Origin of the sequence: Varunaivibrio sulfuroxidans (assembly GCF_029318635.1) — a bacterium.
GTDB lineage: Bacteria > Pseudomonadota > Alphaproteobacteria > Rhodospirillales > Magnetovibrionaceae > Varunaivibrio > Varunaivibrio sulfuroxidans.
This window is the reverse complement of sequence record NZ_CP119676.1, coordinates 2779709-2800773: the sequence shown is the minus strand read 5'-3', so window position 1 is coordinate 2800773 and position 21065 is coordinate 2779709. Positions and strand designations below refer to the sequence as shown.

The 21065-nt window shown below is 57.5% G+C and carries 17 protein-coding genes, 1 tRNA gene, 1 other RNA gene and 1 riboswitch; of the genes, 13 read left to right on the top strand and 6 right to left on the bottom strand.

The features are described 5' to 3' along the window. The first annotated feature begins 109 nt into the window (after positions 1-109). Positions 110-823: a hypothetical protein gene (locus tag P3M64_RS13130; protein ID WP_132939216.1), complete on the top strand. Its 714-nt coding sequence runs from the start codon at positions 110-112 to the stop codon at positions 821-823. Positions 824-1170: 347 nt separating this feature from the next. Here the strand turns inward: P3M64_RS13130 and P3M64_RS13125 are convergent, their stop codons facing one another. From P3M64_RS13125 to P3M64_RS13115, 3 genes are all read right to left on the bottom strand, one after another. Next, positions 1171-1641 carry a phosphate-starvation-inducible PsiE family protein gene (locus P3M64_RS13125; protein ID WP_132939215.1) on the bottom strand — a complete coding sequence of 157 codons (471 nt, stop codon included), beginning with the start codon at positions 1639-1641 and terminating at the stop codon, positions 1171-1173. A 167-nt stretch (positions 1642-1808) separates the two neighbouring features. Beyond that, the gene (gene cydB, locus P3M64_RS13120) at positions 1809-2816 is read right to left on the bottom strand and encodes a cytochrome d ubiquinol oxidase subunit II (protein WP_132939214.1); all 1008 of its coding nucleotides are present in this window, start codon (positions 2814-2816) and stop codon (positions 1809-1811) included. Further along, positions 2816-4204 carry a cytochrome ubiquinol oxidase subunit I gene (locus tag P3M64_RS13115; protein WP_132939213.1) on the bottom strand — a complete coding sequence of 463 codons (1389 nt, stop codon included), beginning with the start codon at positions 4202-4204 and terminating at the stop codon, positions 2816-2818. The genes cydB and P3M64_RS13115 overlap by 1 nt, the downstream gene beginning before the upstream one ends. Before the next feature lie 485 nt (positions 4205-4689). Between P3M64_RS13115 and P3M64_RS13110 the strand changes: the two genes are divergently transcribed. Together P3M64_RS13110 and P3M64_RS13105 are read left to right on the top strand one after the other, a co-directional pair. Then, positions 4690-5457: a COG4280 domain-containing protein gene (locus P3M64_RS13110; protein ID WP_132939212.1), complete on the top strand. Its 768-nt coding sequence runs from the start codon at positions 4690-4692 to the stop codon at positions 5455-5457. Continuing rightward, the gene (locus tag P3M64_RS13105; RefSeq protein WP_132939211.1) at positions 5454-5693 is read left to right on the top strand and encodes a hypothetical protein; all 240 of its coding nucleotides are present in this window, start codon (positions 5454-5456) and stop codon (positions 5691-5693) included. The genes P3M64_RS13110 and P3M64_RS13105 overlap by 4 nt, the downstream gene beginning before the upstream one ends. Here P3M64_RS13105 and greB read toward each other — a convergent pair. From greB to P3M64_RS13090, 3 genes are all read right to left on the bottom strand, one after another. After that, positions 5684-6163, bottom strand: a complete 480-nt coding sequence (greB, locus tag P3M64_RS13100; RefSeq protein WP_132939210.1) for a transcription elongation factor GreB — start codon at positions 6161-6163, stop codon at positions 5684-5686. The two genes, P3M64_RS13105 and greB, sit on opposite strands and share 10 nt — an antisense overlap. A 106-nt stretch (positions 6164-6269) precedes the next feature. After that, complete coding sequence (locus P3M64_RS13095) at positions 6270-8267, bottom strand: methyl-accepting chemotaxis protein (protein WP_132939209.1); 1998 nt, start codon at positions 8265-8267, stop codon at positions 6270-6272. Positions 8268-9126: 859 nt separating this feature from the next. Then, the gene (locus P3M64_RS13090) at positions 9127-10452 is read right to left on the bottom strand and encodes a TolC family protein (RefSeq protein WP_132939208.1); all 1326 of its coding nucleotides are present in this window, start codon (positions 10450-10452) and stop codon (positions 9127-9129) included. Positions 10453-10948: 496 nt separating this feature from the next. Here P3M64_RS13090 and P3M64_RS13085 point away from each other — a divergent pair, with 496 nt between their 5' ends. The 10 genes from P3M64_RS13085 (at position 10949) to P3M64_RS13040 (ending at position 20998) form a co-directional block, all read left to right on the top strand. Next, the gene (locus P3M64_RS13085) at positions 10949-11701 is read left to right on the top strand and encodes a TerB family tellurite resistance protein (protein WP_132939207.1); all 753 of its coding nucleotides are present in this window, start codon (positions 10949-10951) and stop codon (positions 11699-11701) included. Next, positions 11698-12369 (top strand): N-acetylmuramoyl-L-alanine amidase, encoded by a 672-nt coding sequence (locus P3M64_RS13080; RefSeq protein ID WP_132939206.1) that lies wholly within the window; start codon positions 11698-11700, stop codon positions 12367-12369. Before P3M64_RS13085 ends, P3M64_RS13080 begins: the two co-directional genes overlap by 4 nt. Before the next feature lie 280 nt (positions 12370-12649). Beyond that, the gene (locus P3M64_RS13075; RefSeq protein ID WP_132939205.1) at positions 12650-14146 is read left to right on the top strand and encodes a GGDEF domain-containing protein; all 1497 of its coding nucleotides are present in this window, start codon (positions 12650-12652) and stop codon (positions 14144-14146) included. A 276-nt stretch (positions 14147-14422) separates the two neighbouring features. Further along, positions 14423-14850: RNase P RNA component class A (rnpB, locus tag P3M64_RS13070), an RNA gene on the top strand. 161 nt (positions 14851-15011) lie between these two features. Next, positions 15012-15099 (top strand) — tRNA-Ser (locus P3M64_RS13065). Between the two features lie 215 nt (positions 15100-15314). After that, positions 15315-16352 carry a DMT family transporter gene (locus P3M64_RS13060; protein ID WP_132939204.1) on the top strand — a complete coding sequence of 346 codons (1038 nt, stop codon included), beginning with the start codon at positions 15315-15317 and terminating at the stop codon, positions 16350-16352. 172 nt (positions 16353-16524) lie between these two features. Next, positions 16525-16706: riboswitch (cobalamin riboswitch) on the top strand. 84 nt (positions 16707-16790) lie between these two features. Continuing rightward, a complete protein-coding gene (gene cbpA, locus P3M64_RS13055) occupies positions 16791-16988 on the top strand; it encodes a modified peptide precursor CbpA (RefSeq protein WP_132939203.1) in 198 nt (65 codons plus the stop codon). Continuing rightward, on the top strand, positions 16985-18397 hold the full coding sequence (gene cbpB, locus P3M64_RS13050) for a peptide-modifying radical SAM enzyme CbpB (RefSeq protein ID WP_132939202.1): 1413 nt from the start codon (positions 16985-16987) through the stop codon (positions 18395-18397). The genes cbpA and cbpB overlap by 4 nt, the downstream gene beginning before the upstream one ends. A 715-nt stretch (positions 18398-19112) precedes the next feature. After that, positions 19113-19739 carry a TetR/AcrR family transcriptional regulator gene (locus P3M64_RS13045; protein WP_132939201.1) on the top strand — a complete coding sequence of 209 codons (627 nt, stop codon included), beginning with the start codon at positions 19113-19115 and terminating at the stop codon, positions 19737-19739. 461 nt (positions 19740-20200) lie between these two features. Beyond that, the gene (locus P3M64_RS13040) at positions 20201-20998 is read left to right on the top strand and encodes an FTR1 family iron permease (RefSeq protein WP_132939200.1); all 798 of its coding nucleotides are present in this window, start codon (positions 20201-20203) and stop codon (positions 20996-20998) included. Positions 20999-21065 lie beyond the last annotated feature (67 nt).

The window sequence follows — 21065 nt, the reverse complement described above, 5'->3', positions numbered from 1 at the left end:
GCGACGACGCCGGATGGACAGGCCTTTTCCTAGACTTGTGACATTTTTCACAAACCAGACGCAGCAGATTAATAGGTCCTGACCCTAGAAACGAATATGGATTCTTCGCGTGAAAGCGAGCCATCTTTTCGGTGTTATCGGCGTGGTTTGCGCCCTCTGTCTGGGAGGCGCCGTCAGCGCGTTTCCGGCGGTTACAGCCTATCTTTGCCCGTCGTGCTATGGCCTCTCTCACCTTGGGCGGGGGCTTTATGTCGAAGATACGTCCCGAGCACAGAAGGATTTGCTCTTGGCTGCGGTTTCCACAGCCGAAGAAAAGGTCGGCTCTTTTTACGGCGCGTTTCATCATCGACCGACCCTTTTGGTTTGTTTCACCGATAATTGCGACCGACGGCTCGGCGGACGGGGCGCACGCGCCATGACGTATGGCGCCGCCTTCGTTTATATTTCGCCGAGGGGGCTCAATGGGACAATCCTTGCCCATGAGTTCGCGCACATCGAACTCAACCGTCGCATAGGCTTTTGGGCGATGCTAACAAACGCCGTTCCGGCATGGTTCAATGAGGGGCTCGCGGTCCTGATCTCCGGGGACGAACGTTATCTGCCGCGTTCCAAATCCGGCGGCGAGGGCTGTGGGGGGAAACGTTTCTTCGATCTCCCGGCGAATACGCGTGAATGGAGACGGCAGGCCGGAAAGCCGGGCGGAAGCATGTATGCGGAAGCCTTTTGCGATGTCTCTCTCTGGATTCGGCGGCACGGCGGCAAGGAAGGCGTTCGCGCCACACTCTCGGATATCCGCAACGGCGGCGTGTTTCCCACGCCATAGTACGGCCAGGACCATGTGATCACCTCAGTTTACCCCATAGGCACGGATATCAACCGAAAAAGACCGCGCGCGAAAAGGGTCGAAGCGACCGGAATCGGTAAAATAAAAAATGTGGGGCCGTCGTATTCCTGAAAATTTGCCCCCCGTCCATTGAACCAAAACCAATCACAAGCCGTATTTTAGGATGGGGCTTAAGATGTGACGACGGAACACACAACACGAAGCATCGTTTATATCTCATGGAGGGGTATTCGTTCCAAAGACGATTAAGATGTCTGTCGAACTTAGTACGAATGGGCTTATCTTCCGTGCCCATATTTTCTGAAGATGGGATTGAAAGGCGCCCATCAATTGCGCCGGGTGATCAGCCAGTATGTGATCCCCAACGCCAGGACGACGCTGGCCGTACCGTAAATATAATGCGGCGTAATCCGTTCGTAGTCGAAAATGATGACCTTCCGCGAAATCGCCATCAAGGCGGTGGCGACGACGAGGCGCACCGGGATGACGTTGGTGCTGAGGTACATGCTGATGTTTATGAATATCTCGATCGCGATCAACACCGCGAGAAACGCGCCGAAGGTGGCGAGGATGTCGCTGATCTGCAACAGCATGAAGGGCGGTTCCGTGACGCGCTGGTAGAGCACGAAGACGACGTCCCCTATGCCCCACACGATGACCATCACCATCAACACCGCAAGAACCTTGACGGCGACGCGAATGATCCGGTGGAGAACGCGTATAGTCGGGTCTTCGTGCTCAAGATGGAGGTCGTGGCCGGGTTCGTGCTGGCGCAATGTTTCGTCGTCGTCGGTCATGCCATCCCCATCACCAATTTCGCGCGGACCCGCGCCGCCGATGGGTCTAGGATCGGAACCTATTGCCCATAGTTCATGATGACTATACGCCCTCAAGGAAGATTCGGCCACCAAAGCGGGAGAGAGCGAGAAAAAAGGCCACACCCAAAACGCCCAAAAAATCAGGTTTAATCGTGGTACCCCTCGCCCGGCTTCACCTTGCCGCGGAACACCCAGTACGAATAGGCGGTGTAGCCGAGAATGATCGGCAGCAGGAAGGCCGCGCCGATCAGGAGGAACTTCAGGCTGACGGTCGGAGCGGCGGCCTGCCAAATGGTGATGCGCATCGGCACCATATCGGGGAAAACACCGATTCCGAGGCCGATATAGGACAGTAAAAACAAGCTCTGCGCCGCGAAAAAGGGAATGACGTCGTCGAAATTGGCCAGTGCGCGAAACAGTACAAGCCCCACCGCAACCACCAAAAGCGGGACGACGAAAACATAGACGGCGGCGACCCCGCTCAACCAACGTGTCACGAAGCGCGGGTCGAGCAGCAGCATCCAGACGCTGACCAGCACGATCATCACCAACAATCCGGCGGCGGCGCGCCGCGCCCAAACGTAGGCGCGCACCTGCAACGCGCCCTGGGTTTTCAAGATCAGCCAAGTGCTGCCCAGCAAGGCGTATCCGCACACCAGGGCGACGCCGCAGAGCACGCTAAACGGGGTCAACCAATCCCAGCTCCCCCCCGCGTAAGCGCGGTTGGCGTAGGCGATACCCTGCACCCATGCCCCCAGGACAATTCCCTGGCAGAGCGCGGCGAGTACCGAGCCGCCGGCGAAGGCGACATTCCAGACCGGGAGGAAACGCCGCGTTTTCCAACGAAATTCGAACGCCACCCCACGCAAGACCAGCGCCAAGAGCATAACGACGAGGGGGGCGTACAGCGCCGGCAAAATCACCGCATAAGCCAATGGAAAGGTCGCCAACAGCCCCCCACCGCCCAACACCAGCCACGTTTCGTTGCCATCCCAGATTGGAGCGACGGAATTCATCATCTGGTCGCGCGAGGATTCGCCCTCGGCGAACGGAAACAAGATGCCGACCCCAAGGTCGAAACCATCGAGCAGGACGTAAATAAGAACGGCGAGGGCGATCAGCAACGCCCAAATTAGAGGATAATCAATGACCATCAGAGCACACCCTCCACTTTCTCTGTCTCCGCGTGAACGCCTGAATCATTCTGCGGAGAAGCCGGGTCGGGATTTCGCCACGGCGTCTTTTTCATCTGACGGCCGATGTAGAAAAAGCCCGACGCAAACACCCCGAGATAAACGACCACAAACCCCAATAGGGAGGCCCCGACGGCGGCGAGGCCCAGCGGCGAGGCCGAATCGGCGGTCCGCAACAGACCGTACACGGTGTAGGGCTGACGTCCGACCTCGGTCGTCACCCAGCCGGCGAGAACGGCGATAAATCCGGCGGGTCCCATCGCCAAAGCCGCCCAGTGGAGGCGGACGTCGGTGAACAGCCGCTTCTTGCGCCGCGCCACGAAGCTCCAGAAACCAAGGGCGAAAATCGCAAACCCGATGGCGACCATCACCCGGAAGCTCCAAAATACGATCGGCACGTCGGGCCAGTCGCCGCGGGGGAAGGCCTCCAGTCCCTTGATCTCGCCGTTCCATTGGTGGGTCAGCACTTCCGAACCCAGGTGTGGAATTTGCACCGCGTACTCGACGGTGCGCTTGGCCATGTTGGGCAATCCGAACAGGATCAACGGCGCGCCCTTCTGGGTTTCGAAATGACCCTCCATGGCGGCGATCTTGGCCGGTTGATGCTTCAACGTGTTCAGGCCGTGCATGTCGCCGGCCAAAATTTGCAGTGGGCCAACGAACGCCGCCATCCCCATGGCCATCGAGAACATTACCCGCGCCGCCAAGTTTTCGCGGTCTTTCAATAGGTGCCACGCGCCGACCGCGCCGACCGCCAGGGCCGTCGTCAAATAGGCCGCCAACACCATATGCACAAGGCGATAGGGAAACGAGGGATTGAAAATTACCGCCCACCAATCGACCGGGACAAATTGCCCCGCGGGATTGATGGCGTACCCCGCCGGGGTCTGCATCCAGCTGTTGACGGCGATAATCCAAAACGCCGAGGCCAGGGTGCCCAGCGCCACCATCAGGGTCGCCATGAAGTGGACCTTGGGGCCGACTTTTTTCAGACCGAACAACATCACGCCCAGGAACCCGGCCTCAAGGAAGAACGCGCTCATCACCTCATAGCCCATCAAGGGGCCGATCACGGGGCCGGTTTTGTCGGAGAAGACGCTCCAATTCAGGCCGAATTCGTAACTGAGAACGATCCCCGAAACGACCCCCATGGCGAAGACGATGGCGAAAATCTTTAGCCAATATTGAAAAACGCTGAGATAGATATCCCGTTTGGTTATCAGCCACAGGCCCTCAAGGACCGCGAGATAGCTCGCCAAACCAATGGAAAAGGCGGGAAGAACGATATGGAAACTGATGGTGAACGCGAACTGGAGGCGTGCCAGGAATACTGGGTCGAACAAATCCATAACGTACTGACTTTCCGAGAATGTAATTATGTGAGACGCACCCGGCGAAGGTGTGTGAGTCGCGCCTGAAACACCGTGGGCGAGGTTTGCAAGGCGGCGCGTATCCGGCATCATGCGAAAACCTCACGGAACTCTAACCGTTATTATTATCGTGTGCAAATCCCCACCGTTTGGCCGCAATGAAGCCGACGGGAAATAGGGCGATCGACACCTCCCCGACATGTCCTCAAACGGCGCCCCCGGACGGCAACCGAAAAAGCCCCGGACGTCCTAGAAAAGTGGGGTGTTTTCGATACTTTTTGCCCCTTTACCATCCGGTCTAATTTTCGGACGCACGCACCGCGAGCGTAAAATCGAGGGTAGACATGACACCCCCACGCACCTCAGCCATGCCCCGACAACATAACTTTTGCGCCGCCGATATCCACCGTGATAGTCTTCGCGCCGTCATTCCCCCCCATTCGGGCGGCCCCGAAAGGAACTCCATGATCGGTCTGGCCCATTCCAGCGCGGCTGTTTCCGCCGCATTTCTGGCCTCCTTGGTCGAGTTCGTCGAGGCCTTGACCATCGTGCTGGCCATCGGCGCCGTGCGCGGCTGGCGATCCGCGTTGCTGGGTGCGGCGGCTGGAGTGGTCTTTTTGGTCTTGTTGGCCGCCGCCTTTGGACCTTTGCTCGGCGCGCTTCCGATCTCGTTGCTTCAGCTTGCGATCGGCATTCTTTTGCTGCTTTTCGGCATGCGTTGGCTACGCAAGGCGATTTTGCGTTCCGCCGGAATTCTCAAAATTCATGATGAAACCGCCATATTCAAGCGCGAAACCGCCGAATTGAAGACGCAAGCCCCCACCCATGGCCCTTGGGATGCGATCGCCCTGATCGGCAGTTTCAAGGCCGTGGTGTTGGAAGGGTTGGAAGTTATTTTTATCGTCATCGCCGTCGGCGCACCCACCGGCGCCCTTATCGCGGCCTCGGTGGGCGCGGGCGCGGCCCTTCTTGTCGTCGTCATATTGGGCGTCGCGATCCACCGGCCATTATCCCGGGTGCCGGAAAATACCCTGAAATTCGCGGTGGGGGTGATCTTATCGGGATTCGGGGTGTTCTGGATTGGGACGGGACTGGGCATTTCCTGGCCCGGCGAGGATCTTTCCATTCTGTGGCTTATTTTTGGATTTTGGGTGACGGCGATACTTTCCGTCCGTCTTTGTCGGGGCCGGACCACGGTACCTAGCGCCCCCCCGCGGGAGACCGCGTCATGACGGGACTGCGCCTAATTTTGCGCGAACTGTTTTCCATGTTCGTTGACGACGTCTCTTTTTCGTTGGCCATCGTCGCCTGGACCGCCTTTCTCGCCCTGGTGTTGCTGCCCGCAATGACGGGTGCGGCCACGGCGTTCATCGGTGTGCTGTTTTTCCTGGGGTGCGCGGCGATCTTGATGATCAGCACTTGGCGGGCGGCGAGCAAAACCGCCAAGGACGCCACCCGTCAAGGATAGGCGATATCTAAAATTTCGATCTCGTCTTCACCCGACGGCGTGTCCACGACAACCCAGGCCCCGACGGTCTTGCCCATCAATGCCCGACCGATCGGCGAGAACATACTGATGTGTCCCTTATCGGTGTCGATTTCATCGCGACCGACAAGGGTGACGGTGCGCGATGGATGACTTTGCGTGGCGACCGTCACCGTGGCGCCAAAATAGACTCGGTCGCGATTTTTCTGCCCGGCGGGATCAACCACCGTCAAGATTTCCAGCCGTTTACGCAGAAATCGAACGCGGGAATCGATTTGGCGTAGACGTTTCTTGCCGTAGATGTAATCACCGTTTTCCGATCGGTCGCCGTTGCCCGCGGCCCAGTGCACCGTGCGCACGACCGCAGGACGTTCTTGTTCCCACAAAGTGTCGAGTTCCTTTTTCAGGCGGGCGAGGCCTTGCGGCGTGATATATTCGGCAGAACCGTTCATGGCGTCCTATATAGCCCGTGACGCGGCGACAACAGAAGAAATTTACGAAAAAACGCCCCGGCCGCACGATAGGGCCGGGGCGCAAAAAACGAGCCGTCTTAAAAAATCAGGCTTTCTGCATGAACTCCAAGAATTCATCGACGCCCTTGCGTAGGTGATCCGCCTCGCCCAACAGGGCTTGCGAAGCCTCGCGAACCTGCCCCAGGGCGGCGTTCGATTCCCGTGACTTTTCCGCAACTTCCGAGATGTTGGCGGAAACCGCCTCGGTTCCGCGCGCCGCCTCTTCGACATTGCGGGCGATTTCGTTGGTTGCCGCCGATTGCTCTTGGACCGCCGAAGCGACCGAGGCGGCGACTTCATCGACGCCCTGGATATGCACGGAAATCCCCCGGATCGATTGCGCCACGGTCCCCGTTTGCGATTGCATTTCACCAATTTGACGGGCGATTTCGTCGGTGGCCTTGGATGTTTGCTTCGCGAGATTCTTGACCTCGTTGGCGACCACGGCGAAGCCCTTGCCCGCATCGCCGGCCCTGGCCGCCTCGATGGTCGCGTTAAGCGCCAGCAGGTTGGTCTGATCGGCGATCGTCGTGATCAATTCGACGACCTCGCCGATGCGCCCCGCCATGGCCTCGAACTCCGTCATCAGCGCCGATGTATTCGTCGCGGCGTCCTTAGCCTCCGACGCCATCCGTGTGGCGTTGGAAACTTGGCGGCTGATTTCCTCGATCGACGAGGTCAATTCTTCGGTCGCCGAGGCGACGGTCTGCACATTGGCCGAGGCCTGCTGCGCCGCCGCCGCCGCGGTCTGCGAATAACTATCCGTAGCCGCCGCAGCCGTTTCGAGTTGGGCCGTCTCGTTCTGCACTTCCTGGGCGGCCTCGGCGACATGCTCCGTTACGGCTTTGACCGCTTTCTCGAAATCGTTGCTCATTTGAACGTACTTGGTGACGTCTTCCCAGTTCAGCATCGAGGCGAGATAGCGCCCCTTGGCGTCGTAGATCGCCGTAATATGATTTTCGATGGTGATCCCACCCATGGTGAACTTGCCCTTGTAGGGCAACCGCTCGGGATTGGTGAGAAGATCGCGCACAACGTTCTCGTTTTTATGGAAGCGTGTCACCGTCGCCCCGATAATGCCTTCGACATTATCCGCGATCGGGTGATCCATGCGGGCGATCAGGTCTTTCGCCGCCTTGTTGGCGTAAGTGATTTTCAGGCTTTCCGGGTCGCACATCATGACGCGGGCGGGCTGCACCTCGACCATTTGACCAAGACGGAAAGCTTCGTTCACGGCGACGCGCAATTTCTCCATGGCCTGCGCCATCACGCCGATTTCATCATGACGATTTTGGTACGGAATGTCCTCTTCCAGGCTGTTTTCCGCAAGAAGCCCCAGCGCCTCGGAAAGACGCGGCAACGGTTTCAACATAAAGCGGAAAATAACCAGCGCCAGGGCGACGGAAATCGCCATCGCCACCAAGATCGTGAGCAACAGCGTCGTGGACACATTTTTCATCATGGCTTCGATCTCGGACTTGGAGACACCGGCATAGAGGATACCGTTGACCTTTCCCGAGGGACTGAAGATCGGCATATAGATCGTGTAATAGCCCTTACCCAAAATCGTCGCTTCGCCGCGATAGGTCTTGCCCGCCAGCATCGCCGGATAGACGGGACCATTTTTATTCAACACCGTGCCCACCGCGCGCTTACCGTCGGGTCCCACGATATTCGTCGTTTTGCGCACGAAATTTTTTGTTTTTTCGTCCCACTGAAAAATAGTCGCCGTCTCATCGGTCATATCGCCGATGCTGTCGATCAAGCTATGGCTTCCGAAGTAAGGAAACTGATCCATCATGATCCGCGTCAGATCGCCCGTCTTCGAACGCCGCACGACAATCGGCAATCGCGACAATTGCATCACCGTGGCGGCGACACGAAGACTTCTGTCCTGGCGTTCGATGACGGAGCGCTTCATCTCGTGTTTGATTTCGAGAACCGCCCCCCCCCCGGCGGCGAGGGTTGACAGCACGATCAGCGCCAGTGTCACCAATGTGGTCTTAGTCGTCAGCTTGATTTTGGACAAAAAAGTGGGCCGCATGAGTCATCCCCTGCTTCATGTAAGTCTCAGCACTGTTCGAAATTGCGCCGCCGAAAGAACGTGTCGAAAACGCTTTTAGCTGATCTGTGGTTTGGTGATTGCCGGTCGTGAATACTCTTTAAAACTTAAGAAACACAGAGAACTCGATAAAACTCTGAGACGTTTCTAACCTTTTGATTTGATATAATTATTTTTCAATCATCACCGTCTTTATCGTAATCCGACAACCCATCGCAAGCCTAAAATGGACTTAGAATAAAGCACCTATCGGATTTTCATGGCGCGCGCCCCAGCCCCGCCATACGCTGTTTCGCCCTTTAAGGTTGCGCCGCTCCTCGCCTCGATTGGCCCTCGCCCCGACAAAGCCGTTTATGACGGTGACGCAATAAATTTTCACTTCTAAATTCATTCGAAATATATAATTCCCAAATCGTTAAATAATTCGTCGTTTTATACGCGAAAGCAGAGAAAAGGAATGCCCGACAACCCAAGGTCGAGACCACGCCAAGCACTCGGCGTGCACGTATGCGGGGGCTTAGAATTTTAAAAAAGATCCCCTAAGGGTTGCTTTTTCGCCATGCAAAAAATATTTTTTACGTGCATAAAAAAATACTCGGATTCAAGACTGAAGCTCAACGTTCGGTAAGTCCGCTCACCACAAAGCGTACAATTCTGCTTTAAAGAAAAATAATAAAAATGGGGTCGAGAATCCCATGGGGATGCCCCGGGGAATCCCATGGAGGTGACTCGGGCCGGGCGCACGTCGGACGCATAGAGAGAAGAGGCGGAGCACGTTCCGCAGGACGGCGAAAATCAAGGCATGCCCCCATGGAGGGAGACGGTCCCGCCCTCTATGGCGTCAGTGTTTTTCCATCAGTAGAAAATCATTGTTCAGCCGCCCCATCGCCAACAAAAGTTGATAAACGGCGGTACGCTGATCATAAGCGGCGGAGGTATAGTTGATTTGCGCGTTGCTGACTTCGTTCTCGGCGTCGAGGACATTGATAACGGTTTCCTTCCCCGCGGCGCGCAATTTCTTGCGCGAGGCGAAAACCTCCGAAGCGATATTCACCGCGTTGGCCAACAATCGGGTCCGCTCTTGGGCCGTCAACAGAGTATGCCAGGCGATTTTCGCCTGTTCGATAACCTTGCTCGCCAAATAATCGCGATTGTCTTTACTTGCCCGGTAGTCAAATGCCGCCTGGGCCATGTCGGCCCGGGTGGCGAAGCCGGAAAAGAGGTTCCAGTTCGCCCGCAACACCACCGATTGATCGCGCTGAGTCCCGAGAATAGCGCCTGTATTTTTTTCATAATTGGCGCTGCCGACCAAATCAATCGTCGGATAGAGCGCCGATTGCGCCAAACGTTCCCGTTCGTGCGCCTGCTCGACCGTCAACGCCCCATTGTTGATGACCGGATTCTCCTTAAGCCCGATTTGGATCGCCCGCGCCAGCGAACTGGGGATCATCTCGGGCGGCGGCGCGGGATCGACCATGGCGCTCAACTGAGGAGCATGCCCGAAAAGCTGTTGGTAGGCGGCGATCGCATTTTGTAGAGCGCCCTCGAAACCGACGCGACGTTCCTTGGCGATTTGGAGCCTCGACTTAGCCTGCAAAACATCCACCGCGACGCCGGAACCGCGGCGCACACGCTCGTCTTCCAAATTCAATTGATGCTGAATCGTTGTTTCGTTGTCCCGCGCCATACCAACCAGGCGGCGCTGGCGTAAAACATTAATGTACGCCTTTATACCTTCGAACATGGTGTTCTGGCGCGTCCCCTCAAGCGACATACCGGTCACCCGATAGCCGAGTTCGGCGGAACGAATTTCGGCGCTGACCGCCTGACCGTCGAAAACACGCTGCGTGACCGTCAGGCTCGCCGTCGTTTTGGGACGCTGCCACGTGTCGCCCGGATGAGACGCCCTCTGCGCCGGGGTGTCGACGCGCTCGGGACCATGATCGAGTTGCATGGAAACCTGGGGAAGATTTTTGGATTCCGCCTTGTCGATGTCATAGCGCTTCGACTGCAATCCTTTTTCCGCCTGTTTAATCCGGGGGTAGTTTTGCAAAAGCCCCCGCAGTTCGGAAACCAGCGTGTCGGCGCGCGCCGGTGCGCCCGTCCACACCGATAGCCCCGCAACAACCAGGCCCACAACAACCAGGAATGACGCACTGCGAAACAAATCAAAACTCCCTACCGGACGACGAAGGCAAGCGATGGGCGGAACGGCGAGAAAGTCCCTTCGACAAAGCGCAGATTGCTGCGGGGACCAACTTTGGAACGCACCTAGTGGTTTGAGTTTAACATTTGAGTCCGATGCAATTGGACACAAATGTGTGAAGAAATCAAACTGCAACAAAAAGATAGATAGTGGTCGGCCCGATGGTTCGTGGGAGCGAAACGTCGGAGTCGATCCACTAGAAGAATAATTCTCGTAACGCCAAGATCAATGTTATAGCGTACGCATTGACAGAACCCAAGCCCCCGTGTTTGTCCCGCTCGGCGGCGGCGACGCGCCTCACACCAAATCTTTTCGCCCCCCGGCCACACCGTCTCCATATACGGACTTGCTCCATATACGGACTTGCCAAAAAACCGCACTCGTTTATTTTTCAGTCAGATCGCGGTCGGGCGCGCCGAAAATCCGCAAGAATTTACGTAAATTCCAAGGTGACATCATGAGTATATGGGGAAAAATGATCGGGGGCGTCGCCGGGTTCGCCCTGGGCGGCCCCCTCGGCGCGCTTCTCGGCGCGGCGGCGGGACACGCCGTGGACAAAATGCGCGCCGGCGCGGAACTTCCACACGGCGACGGCCACTCCGAGGCCGGGGCCGCCACACGCCAAGTCGCCTTCACCATTGCCGTGATTGCGTTAAGCGCCAAAATGGCGAAGGCCGACGGACGGGTCACGCGCGATGAAATTCGCGCATTCAAGGAAGTCTTTCGCATCCCCCCCCAGGAAATGAAAAATGTCGGGCGCATTTTCGACCAAGCCAAAACGGATACCGCGGGATACGAAGTCTATGCCCGTCAGATCGCCGCCATGTTTCGCGATCAACCCGCCGTATTGGAGGAACTGTTGGGCGGCTTGTTTCACATAGCCAAGGCCGATGGTGTCGTTCACCCTTCCGAATTGGAATTTATCACCAATATCGCGCGCATCTTCGGTTTCGACCCTTCGGTCGTCGAACGCCTGCGCGCGGCGTTCACGGCGGGCGCAGGCGCGGATCCCTACGGCGTTCTCGGCGTCCCGCGTGAGGCTTCGGACCAAGACGTCAAGAACGCCTACCGCAAGCTCATTCGTGAGAACCATCCCGATAAGTTGATGGCCCAGGGTTTGCCCGAGGAATTCATCGAACTGGCCAACGAAAAAATGACGGCGATCAACGGCGCCTACGACACGATCAAGAAAGAAAGAGGCTTGAAATGACCGCCCTTTCGCCCAACTTCGACGCCCGGGCGAAGGACACCCAAATCGACATGCTGGTGCTCCATTACACCGGCATGCAGAGCGCGCGCGACGCCTTGACCCGCTTGTGCGATCCTGCCGCCGGGGTCAGCGCCCATTACCTGATCGACGAAGACGGCGTCGTCCACCGCCTGGTCGATGAGGATAAACGCGCCTGGCACGCCGGGGTGGCGTGGTGGCGCGGCAGTATCGAAATCAACGCCCGGTCAATTGGCGTCGAGTTGGTCAACCCCGGCCATGAATGGGGGTATCGCCCCTTCCCCGAGGCGCAAATGCGATCCTTGATCGAGATATCGCGCGCCATCCTATCGCGCCACCCCATTCCCGCGCGCAACGTCGTCGGACACAGCGACGTCGCCCCCACGCGAAAAACCGACCCGGGGGAATTTTTCGATTGGGCGCGCCTGGCCGAAGCCGGCATTGGGTTATGGCCCGTAGGGGTAACGCCCCATCCGGCGCCCCCCGATCGCGCGCGCGCGATTTTCAGTGGATACGGCTATGAAATCAAAAATTTTCCCGCCACGGTGCGCGCTTTCCAGAGGCACTTTCGCCCCGACAACGTCACCGGCCAAGCCGACCCCGACACCCTCGGCGCCCTGGTCGGCTTGCTTGACCTGATACCCTCCTGACAGCGGACCGGACGCGCCGCGCGCACACGAAAAATGGCGGCGAAGATAATCTCCGACCATCCAAAAAGACCTTTCGACGACGTAAAAAACTCCCCCGCACCGGGGGTTACTGCTATAATAAGTTTCACCAGCAACGAGATCGCGACCTCATCGTGGCCTATGGTGGTATGTGATTTACCCCTTGTCGCCGGGCGGAAACAGCAGGTCCTAACGCTTGGCCGGGGAGTGATCGCACGGGCGCCCAAATCTTTGGCGCCGCGCCGGGACAACAAGGAGGGCCATGCTTAAGCACCGAACAACCGCCCTCGGGTTCGCCGTCATTATTCTCCTGTTTGCCGGATTGGGGTTTTTTTCCGTCGGCAAGATGCGGGAAATGACCGGCGATGTGGACAATATCTACCGTCACCCCTTTGCCGTCAGCAACGCGGCGAAGAACGTCAAAATCAATTTATTCGCCATGCATCGCGATATGCATGACATCCTTCTGGCGGAAAATAAAAGCCAGGTGGACGGCATCGTCGAACGGATCGACGCCCACGAACAGATCGTGCTTCAACAGTTCAATGTGTTGTTCGATCGGTTTTTGGGGGACATGGCGATCGTCCAACGGGTCCATCGCGCATTTGTCGCCTGGAAACCCATTCGCGACCAAATCATCGCTCTTGCCCGCAAGGGCGACCGCAAGGCGGCCCTCGCCCTCATCAGGGGGCGCGACGCGGCGCATGTCGATGTCCTGGACAAGGAAACCCAGGAATTGGTTGATTTCGCGGCGCACAAGGCCGAGTCCTTTCACCTGCGCGCCATGGAGAATGAAAGACGGACGCTTTTTATCCTCAGCATTTTGGTGATGTCCACCATTGGAGCCTCGCTCGTGGTCGCCATGCTGGTTCTTCACGATTTGAACGCCACCGACCGGGCTAACGCCCGTCGCGCCCACCTGATCGATCAAAATATCCTAATGTGCACCTATGACAAAAAGGGCCGAGTCCTTGACATCAGCAACGCACTGTGCCGATTTTTAGGTGTTTCAAAGGACGATATTTTAAATACGCACGTAAATTTCTTCGTCAATACGTCCGATGGCGGGCAAACCATCAACGAGATATGGAAAACGATTAAAACCGGCGCGCGCTGGTCGGGGGAAATAAAGCGGGTGCTGCGCGATGGGTCGGTAAAATGGGCGGCATCGATCATCGTTCCAATTTTAAGCGACAAGGCCGACAGCTACGAGCCCGAGGGCTATTCCAACATCCTGCACGATGCCACCAATAAGAAGTTATCGCTGACCGATCAGTTGACGGCATTGTACAATCGCAGGCGTTATGAAGAAATTGTCGACAGGGAAGTCAAAATCGCCCAACGCAACAAGACGTCCCTGACCCTCGCCATTTTGGATGTTGATTATTTCAAGAAATACAATGATTTTTATGGTCACCCCAATGGCGATAGCGTCCTGAGGACGATCGGAGGCATCTTAAAAAAGAACATGAAACGCCCCACCGACTACGCTTTCAGGATCGGCGGCGAGGAATTCGCCATACTTTTTTCCGGCCTGTCGTGCGAGGAATCGGCGGCTTTTCTCGAAGCCTTGCGCGCCAGTGTCGAAGCGACGCAGATCGCTCACGAAAAAAGTGACGTCAGCCCCTATGTCACGATCTCCATCGGAGCCTGCCTGAGCACGGGCGATCGTACTTTCAACAAGGAACTGCTTTATATCAACGCCGATAAGGCGCTCTATCGCGCCAAGGAAACGCGCAACACGGTTGTCCTCACCTAGTGGTTTGAGTTTAACATTTGAGTCCGATGCAATTGGACACAAATGTGTGAAGAAATCAAACTGCAACAAAAAGATAGATAGTGGTCGGCCCGATGGTTCGCGGGAGCGAAACGTCGGAGTCGATCCACTAGGACACAAGGGCGGGCCGTCGCCCGGCGCCCTCACTGTGCCTCGGTCGGCGCCCGCCGGCGTCAATCGGAGCTTGACGCGGTTATATCCGCTGGCGTCAATCGGAGCTTGACGCGGGGAAGATTGCGCTTATTTTGCGCCCTGAGATCAGACGGTTGGATGACCGCTCCCCGCCTTCGGGCGGGGGGAGGAAAGTCCGGGCTCCACGGAAGCACGGTGCCGGGTAACGCCCGGCGGGGGCGACCCTAGGGAAAGTGCCACAGAAAGCAAACCGCCCATGCGCGCCCCGCGACCCGACGGGTTCCCCTTGGGGTTCCCCACGCGGGGCAGGCGGCGGGTAAGGGCGAAAGGGTGCGGTAAGAGCGCACCGCGCCCCCGGCAACGGGGGCGGCACGGTAAACCCCACCGGGAGCAAGACCGAGTAGGAACGGCGCGCGGGCTTCGGCCCGCAGGCGGGCTTTCGCGCTGTCGTTCGGGTGTGTCGCGCGAGGCGTTCGGTAACGAACGTCCCAGATGAATGGTCATCCATCGCCTTCGGGCGGGGACAGAACCCGGCTTACAGACCGTCTGATCTCATTTCTTCCACATGCCCCTAAACTCACCCCCAAAAATGGCGAAAACCGCCCCCCGAAAAAGAACGGTGCTCTTCTTCATTGACCCGCTTGCAACGGATCATCGTTTCGGCTAGGTTGCGCCCCGTTCCCCCTGCCGGGTCCACTCGGCAAGGCCACGCTGCGGAGAGATGCCGGAGTGGTCGAACGGGGCGGTCTCGAAAACCGTTGTGCGCTTGCGTACCCAGGGTTCGAATCCCTGTCTCTCCGCCATTTTTTAAATCTCACGCCAATTCGCTTCGCTCATGGTTCCGATGGGCATGCGATGTCGGGTGGCCTCGAACGCCCCTCGCCTGCGCATTAAAACCCCTTGGGAGATAGACGCTCTTCCTTTAAATTGCTCTCAATTAAATTGCTCTCAATTAAATTGCTCTCAATTGGAAGCGCGGCCGTGGGCGGCGCGCGGATTTGACGCGTTGGACGGCATCATGAAGCTTGATCGTATCGGAATTGCTTTTGCGTTCGCCGCCGCCGTTCTTTTCGGAGCCAGCACGCCGTTGGCGAAAATGTTGCTGGCGGACACGAACCCGTGGCTTTTGGCCGGGCTTCTTTATCTTGGTTCGGGGATCGGCCTTTCCATTGTCAGGATCGTTCGCGCCTCTCGGGGTGACGCGTTGACCCGTTCCGACTGGCCATGGATGGCCGGCGCCGTCGTCACGGGAGGTATCGCCGGTCCCGTTTTTCTCATGTGGGGTTTGTCGGGAACGTCCGCATCCGCCGCCTCGCTTTTGCTCAACGCGGAGGGGGTTTTTACGGCTCTCCTCGCGTGGTGGGTTTTCCGAGAAAACTTCGATCGGCGCATCGCGCTGGGCATGGCGGCCATCGTATCGGGCGCCGTCGTCCTTTCGTGGACGGGAACGATCGCCGTGCGTTCCCCCTGGCCCCCGTTGGCCATATTGGCGGCGTGCTTGTGTTGGGGCATAGACAACAACCTGACGCGAAAGGTTTCGCTATCGGACCCGTTCCAGATTTCCGCGATCAAAGGGCTCGTCGCCGGCGCGACCAACGTTTTTCTCGCCCTCCTGTTAGGCGCGAACATCCCCTCAATTCCAACCCTTGCACTATCCGGCGTCGTCGGTTTTTTAGGGTACGGCGTCAGTCTTGCGTTATTCGTGCTGGCCTTGCGGGAACTCGGCACATCCAGAGCGGCGGCGTATTTTTCCACCGCCCCCTTTGTCGGGGCAATCATATCCGTCCCTCTGCTTGGCGATACGGTAAGCTTCTCGCTTGTTTTCGCCGGTGGATTGATGGCCTTCGGGGTTTGGCTTCACATTACGGAGAACCACGCACACGAGCATAAACACGCCGCGGTGGAACACACGCACGCCCATGTCCACGATGATAAACACCACCAGCACGACCACGAGACCCACCCCGATGGATCTCATATTCATCGCCACAGACACGAGCCCGTACGGCACTCGCATTCCCATTATCCCGATGAGCACCACCGCCACGCACACTAGGGTCAGGACCTCTTCATCTGATGCGTCTGGTTTGTGCAAAATGTCACAAGCCGAGGAGAAGACTTGCCGGAAGAGCCGTTCACTCGCAAAAGTCTTCGACGACGCTCGTGGGGCATTTTTCACAAATCCCTACGGGACGGGAGGCGTTCTCCTTGATTTTTCGACGGGTTGGTTTTATCCCTGTACTCACGGTTAACGGAACACGGTGAAAGTCCGTGGCGGTCCCGCCGCTGTAATCGGGTTTGGGGGATGTGGGCTTTACGCCCGGTCACTGATCGGCGACGCCGATTGGGAAGGCCAGTCCTTCATTATTCGCCCGAAAGCCAGAAGACGAACCGGAAAAATGGAACCTTAAGGGTCGATACCCGATGGCAAAGGGAATCGGTGGGCGCGTGCGTCTGCTGAGGCCCTTTTTTTATTTGTCACGGGAGATGACCAATGCGCAACACCTCGACCTCCGTATCCACCACGCCGACCCGGGAAAATTCCGCCGTCGATGACCCCGCCGCCGATGTCCGCGACGAAACCCAAGGCGCCCCTCTGATCTCCCCCCTGATCGCCCGGCGCAAATCGTGCGACGCAGACGGGACCGGACTGTCCCATTACATTTTGATGGATCGACAGGTTCCGCAATGAACGCGTTTGACAAAGCCGCGGTCTCGGGCTCCGAAAGGACCCGAGACCACCGCGGAGCGGCCGACGCGCCGCCCCGGTTTCACGTCTTCGACATCGACCATCCGCGCTATCGGGCGCTGATCGAACCGGACAGCGCGTTGTGGGCCCTGGTGGACACATCGAACCATGCGAAAACGGCGATCCCTCCCCGTCTCAGCCGTCTTTACGACGACACCCATGAGACATTGAACGGGGAAATGGACATGCTGCGCTTTCATCTGAAACCGTCGGCCGTTTATTTCAATCCCACCGAGCGGTGCAACCTAAACTGCTCTTACTGCTATATCCCCGGCGAAATGCGCAAACACGGCGAACATATGTCGGCGCATAAGCTGATCGACGCCCTCGCCCGTCTGAAGGACTATTTCGCCACCACCGTCCCCGAGGGCCGCTTGCCTCAAGTTATTTTCCACGGCGCCGAACCGTTACTGAACCGCGACGCCGTCTTCAAAGGCATCGAGGCTTTTCGCGACGATTTCCGCTTCGGCGTGCAGACCAACGCCACCTTGCTGGACGACGACGCGGTGGCCTTCCTAAAGGAGATGCGCTGTTCGGTCGGCCTGTCGCTGGACGCCGCGCAAAGCGCCATTGCCGACAAAACCCGCAAAACCTGGGGCGGGCGCGGCGTTTTCGATGCCGTCGAGGCCGCCATGGCGCGCCTGCGCGGTTACGAGGGTTGGAGCGTGATCTGCACCATGAGCAGCGAAAACCAGGACCATTTGATCGAGATGGTGGACTTTTTGCACCAAAATGAGGTTCCGACCTGCATGTTGAACGTTCTGCGCTGCACCATGGCGGGCGCGCGCCCCCTGCGTTCGCACGAGGAAAATCTCGCCGCCCGCTTCATCGCCGCGCTCGAACGCAGTCATGGACTTTACCGCGAGACCGGACGCAAGATGGTGGTCGCCAATTTCGCCAACATCCTGATCGCCATGCTGGCCCCGACGGCGCGGCGCTTGATGTGCGATATTTCGCCGTGCGGCGGCGGGCGCAGCTTCTTCGCCCTCGGTGCGGGGGGCGATCTGTTCCCATGCAGCGAGTTCATCGGCCTACCGGCGTTCAACGGCGGCAACCTGTTCACCGACGACATCCCGTCGGTTTTGGACAGCGCGCCGTTTCGCGCCGTCACCGAAAGGACCTGCGAGGCGATACCGGCCTGCGCCGGGTGTTCGATTCGCCACTTCTGCGGCGCGCCCTGTCCCGCCGAGGCCCATGAAATGAACGGGGCGATGGACCGGATCGGCGCATTTTGCACCTTTTACAAGGAACAAGCGCGCTACGCCTTCCGCCTGATCGCCGATCGGTGCGAGGACGATTTCCTATGGGACGGCTGGGACGACGGCGCACTCAGCCTTTTTGATATCGCCTAATCCCCATCGCGGCGCATGTAAATCGAGCGAAACGGGCGAAACAAGGGGCGTCCACCTGCCTAAAAACGGTCTCGACGGGCCTTTTCGGCGGGTGGGCGCCCCCCCCATGCGCAGACACAAAACAATGTGCAGACACAAAACAATGCGCAGACACAAAACAACCGGCGCGGTCGCATTCGAAAAATAAAGAGCGTTAAAACGACGCGCAAACCCCCGGAGCGCCCCCCCCACATCATCGGTCGAGTACTCAGGAGAAAAAACCCACCCCCATCGCGCGCAAATACACGCCCCGTCGCCCGTAAAAAAACTTTTTCCGTCAATCCATCCATCCTCGCTCAATTTTTTACTTGCCTGGGGACGCAATCACGGTGACTTTTATTCAAGGGTCAGGACCTCTTCATCTGATGCGTCTGGTTTGTGAAAAATGTCACAAGCCTAGGAGAAGACTTGCCGGAAGTGCCGTTCACTTTCAAAAGTCTTCGACGACGTTCCTGGGGCATTTTTCACAAATCCCTGCGGGACGGGATGAATTTAAGCGCGGATGTCGTTGGAAAATCCTTGCAATGAGGGCCATTGCGGCGGGTTCTCCGCCTAACCCACACTTAAATTCATCTCTGCCAGACGCATCAGATGAAGAGGTCCTGACCCTAGCAAAATTCTACCATCCCTAAGCCCATGACCCAATCGCGACAAAGACAACTTAATAAATTTCAACATGACCAATTTACGAGAGCGCAATAAGAAAGATCGGCGGAACCGCATTCTAGATGCCGCGCGCCAAAATTTTCTGGAACATGGTTTTGAGAATGCGACCATAGATTCGATCGCCGCGATCGCTGATGTTTCCGCCGTGACAATTTACAACTATTACGGAACAAAGGGAGGGCTTTTGTTAGCCCTGGCCGCACGAAGCGGCCAAATCTTGATCGAAAAAATAAAAAATGTCGCACCGAAACCCGCAAAAACGTCGATGGATGCGTTGGATGCATTGTGCCGTCTCTCGACGACGGTCAACGACCACGCCCTCGCCGACCTGGGCCGCGCCATTTGGCGCCATACGATCGCCACAAGTATCGTCGAGGGGCGTCCCGAACTCGGTCACGACTATTTCAGGATTGCTCGGGAGTTAAAGGCGCTTTTATGTGGTTGCGTCGCCACGCCGGAACGCAGGAGACGCGACGGCGGACGCGGACACCCCTCCCCGGGCGAGATCTTTTACAACATTCATAACGCGCGCTTTATCCAGTTTATAACCGACACGTCAATTCCCCGCGAGATGCTCGACGTTCTCGTCCGCAGGGATTACGCCTTTATCCTTGATGTGCCTTATACGGACGCGTGAATATCCCTAGTAAAGCCCCCCGTCACATCCGATTGCTGTCGGGTATCGAACGTCGCCGTCCCTTTTCCAACAACGCCCGTGGGTGTTGATTGCTTGTATCGTGCACGACGGCATCACGCGGAGAACCCTTTTTGCGCCTCTGCGCGTGCGCACATTTTCTCCCCTGGCGGCAAGGCGCGAGCCTTACAAGGGTTCGGCATGGGGGTTGCATGGAATTCAAGTGGCGAGAGGCCACGGGACGTGGTTTACCGGTCCCCTGTGATGATGGGGCGATAAAATACTTGACTTTGTTTTTGAAAATCATTATCAATTGCATATTATATATTCCTTAATAAACCCGCTTGGGAAAAAGCGCCGCGCAGAAGCAAAAAGCGATAAGAGAACGCGTTTACGGTGACATCGTAGAAAACAGGACGTTCCCACACTGTCCGTCCCGTCAAAGGCAGGAAAGGTTAAAGATTATGTCGTATGTGACCCTCAGCCAAACGGCCTTGATACTATTTCGCGAGGGCGCCGAGGCGCTGTTGATCATTGCGGCTCTGGCGTCCTACCTCACGCGCGTCAACGCCCCCGAAAAAACGCGCGTCCTCTATATTGGCGGCGGCGCCGGAATCATCGCCAGCATCATTCTGGCATACGTTTTCGCCACCTATTTCGACGGCAATCACAACGACGTCCTCGAAGGCGCGACCCTGGTCGTGGCGGCGTTGATCATGCTCTACGTCAGCGGCTGGCTTTTTTCCAAACGCGACGGCGCCGCATGGCAGGGGTATCTGCGCGGCCAGGTGGATTTGGCGCTGAAACGCTCGACCAATTTAATTTCCCTGGGACTGGTCGCATTTCTCGCCGTTTTCCGCGAGGGCGCGGAAACCGTGCTGTTCCTTCAAGCCGTGGCCAATGGCGAAAACGGCTGGTCTTTTTCGTTTGTCCTCGGTCTCGTCGTAGGCTTTGGCGCGCTGACCGTCCTTTTCCTGATTGTGCGCACGATGGCGGTGCGCCTGCCGCTGAAACCGTTCTTCACCTTCACCGCCGTATTTTTGTTCTACATGGCGGTGAACTTCCTCGGGCAGAGCGCGCAAGCGTTTCAGGAGCTCGGCTGGTGGGGCTTCACCAATGACAACCTGCCGCAATGGCTGATCAACATCGGGGCCAGCCCTTCGTGGGAGGGCTTCGCCATGCAACTCATCGTGATCTGTCTGGTCCCCGTGGTTCTGAGGTTGCCCGCAATGCGCCCAACGGCCAGCATAAGCCGCTCCTAGAGGGCCTACGCAACGAAAGGGCAAACACCAAAGTCGTGTGCTCACTTAATGGAACACCGCAAGCGCG

Bases quoted from the DNA above. Each gene is read 5' to 3' on its own strand.
- P3M64_RS13105 (WP_132939211.1), top strand. From the start codon at position 5,454: ATGACGGGACTGCGCCTAATTTTGCGCGAACTGTTTTCCATGTTCGTT.
- P3M64_RS13075 (WP_132939205.1), top strand. From the start codon at position 12,650: ATGCTTAAGCACCGAACAACCGCCCTCGGGTTCGCCGTCATTATTCTC.
- P3M64_RS13085 (WP_132939207.1), top strand. From the start codon at position 10,949: ATGAGTATATGGGGAAAAATGATCGGGGGCGTCGCCGGGTTCGCCCTG.
- P3M64_RS13125 (WP_132939215.1), bottom strand. From the start codon at position 1,641: ATGACCGACGACGACGAAACATTGCGCCAGCACGAACCCGGCCACGAC.
- P3M64_RS13095 (WP_132939209.1), bottom strand. From the start codon at position 8,267: ATGCGGCCCACTTTTTTGTCCAAAATCAAGCTGACGACTAAGACCACA.
- P3M64_RS13040 (WP_132939200.1), top strand. From the start codon at position 20,201: ATGTCGTATGTGACCCTCAGCCAAACGGCCTTGATACTATTTCGCGAG.
- greB (WP_132939210.1), bottom strand. From the start codon at position 6,163: ATGAACGGTTCTGCCGAATATATCACGCCGCAAGGCCTCGCCCGCCTG.
- cbpB (WP_132939202.1), top strand. From the start codon at position 16,985: ATGAACGCGTTTGACAAAGCCGCGGTCTCGGGCTCCGAAAGGACCCGA.
- P3M64_RS13110 (WP_132939212.1), top strand. From the start codon at position 4,690: ATGATCGGTCTGGCCCATTCCAGCGCGGCTGTTTCCGCCGCATTTCTG.
- P3M64_RS13045 (WP_132939201.1), top strand. From the start codon at position 19,113: ATGACCAATTTACGAGAGCGCAATAAGAAAGATCGGCGGAACCGCATT.
- P3M64_RS13060 (WP_132939204.1), top strand. From the start codon at position 15,315: ATGAAGCTTGATCGTATCGGAATTGCTTTTGCGTTCGCCGCCGCCGTT.
- P3M64_RS13080 (WP_132939206.1), top strand. From the start codon at position 11,698: ATGACCGCCCTTTCGCCCAACTTCGACGCCCGGGCGAAGGACACCCAA.
- cydB (WP_132939214.1), bottom strand. From the start codon at position 2,816: ATGGTCATTGATTATCCTCTAATTTGGGCGTTGCTGATCGCCCTCGCC.
- cbpA (WP_132939203.1), top strand. From the start codon at position 16,791: ATGCGCAACACCTCGACCTCCGTATCCACCACGCCGACCCGGGAAAAT.
- P3M64_RS13115 (WP_132939213.1), bottom strand. From the start codon at position 4,204: ATGGATTTGTTCGACCCAGTATTCCTGGCACGCCTCCAGTTCGCGTTC.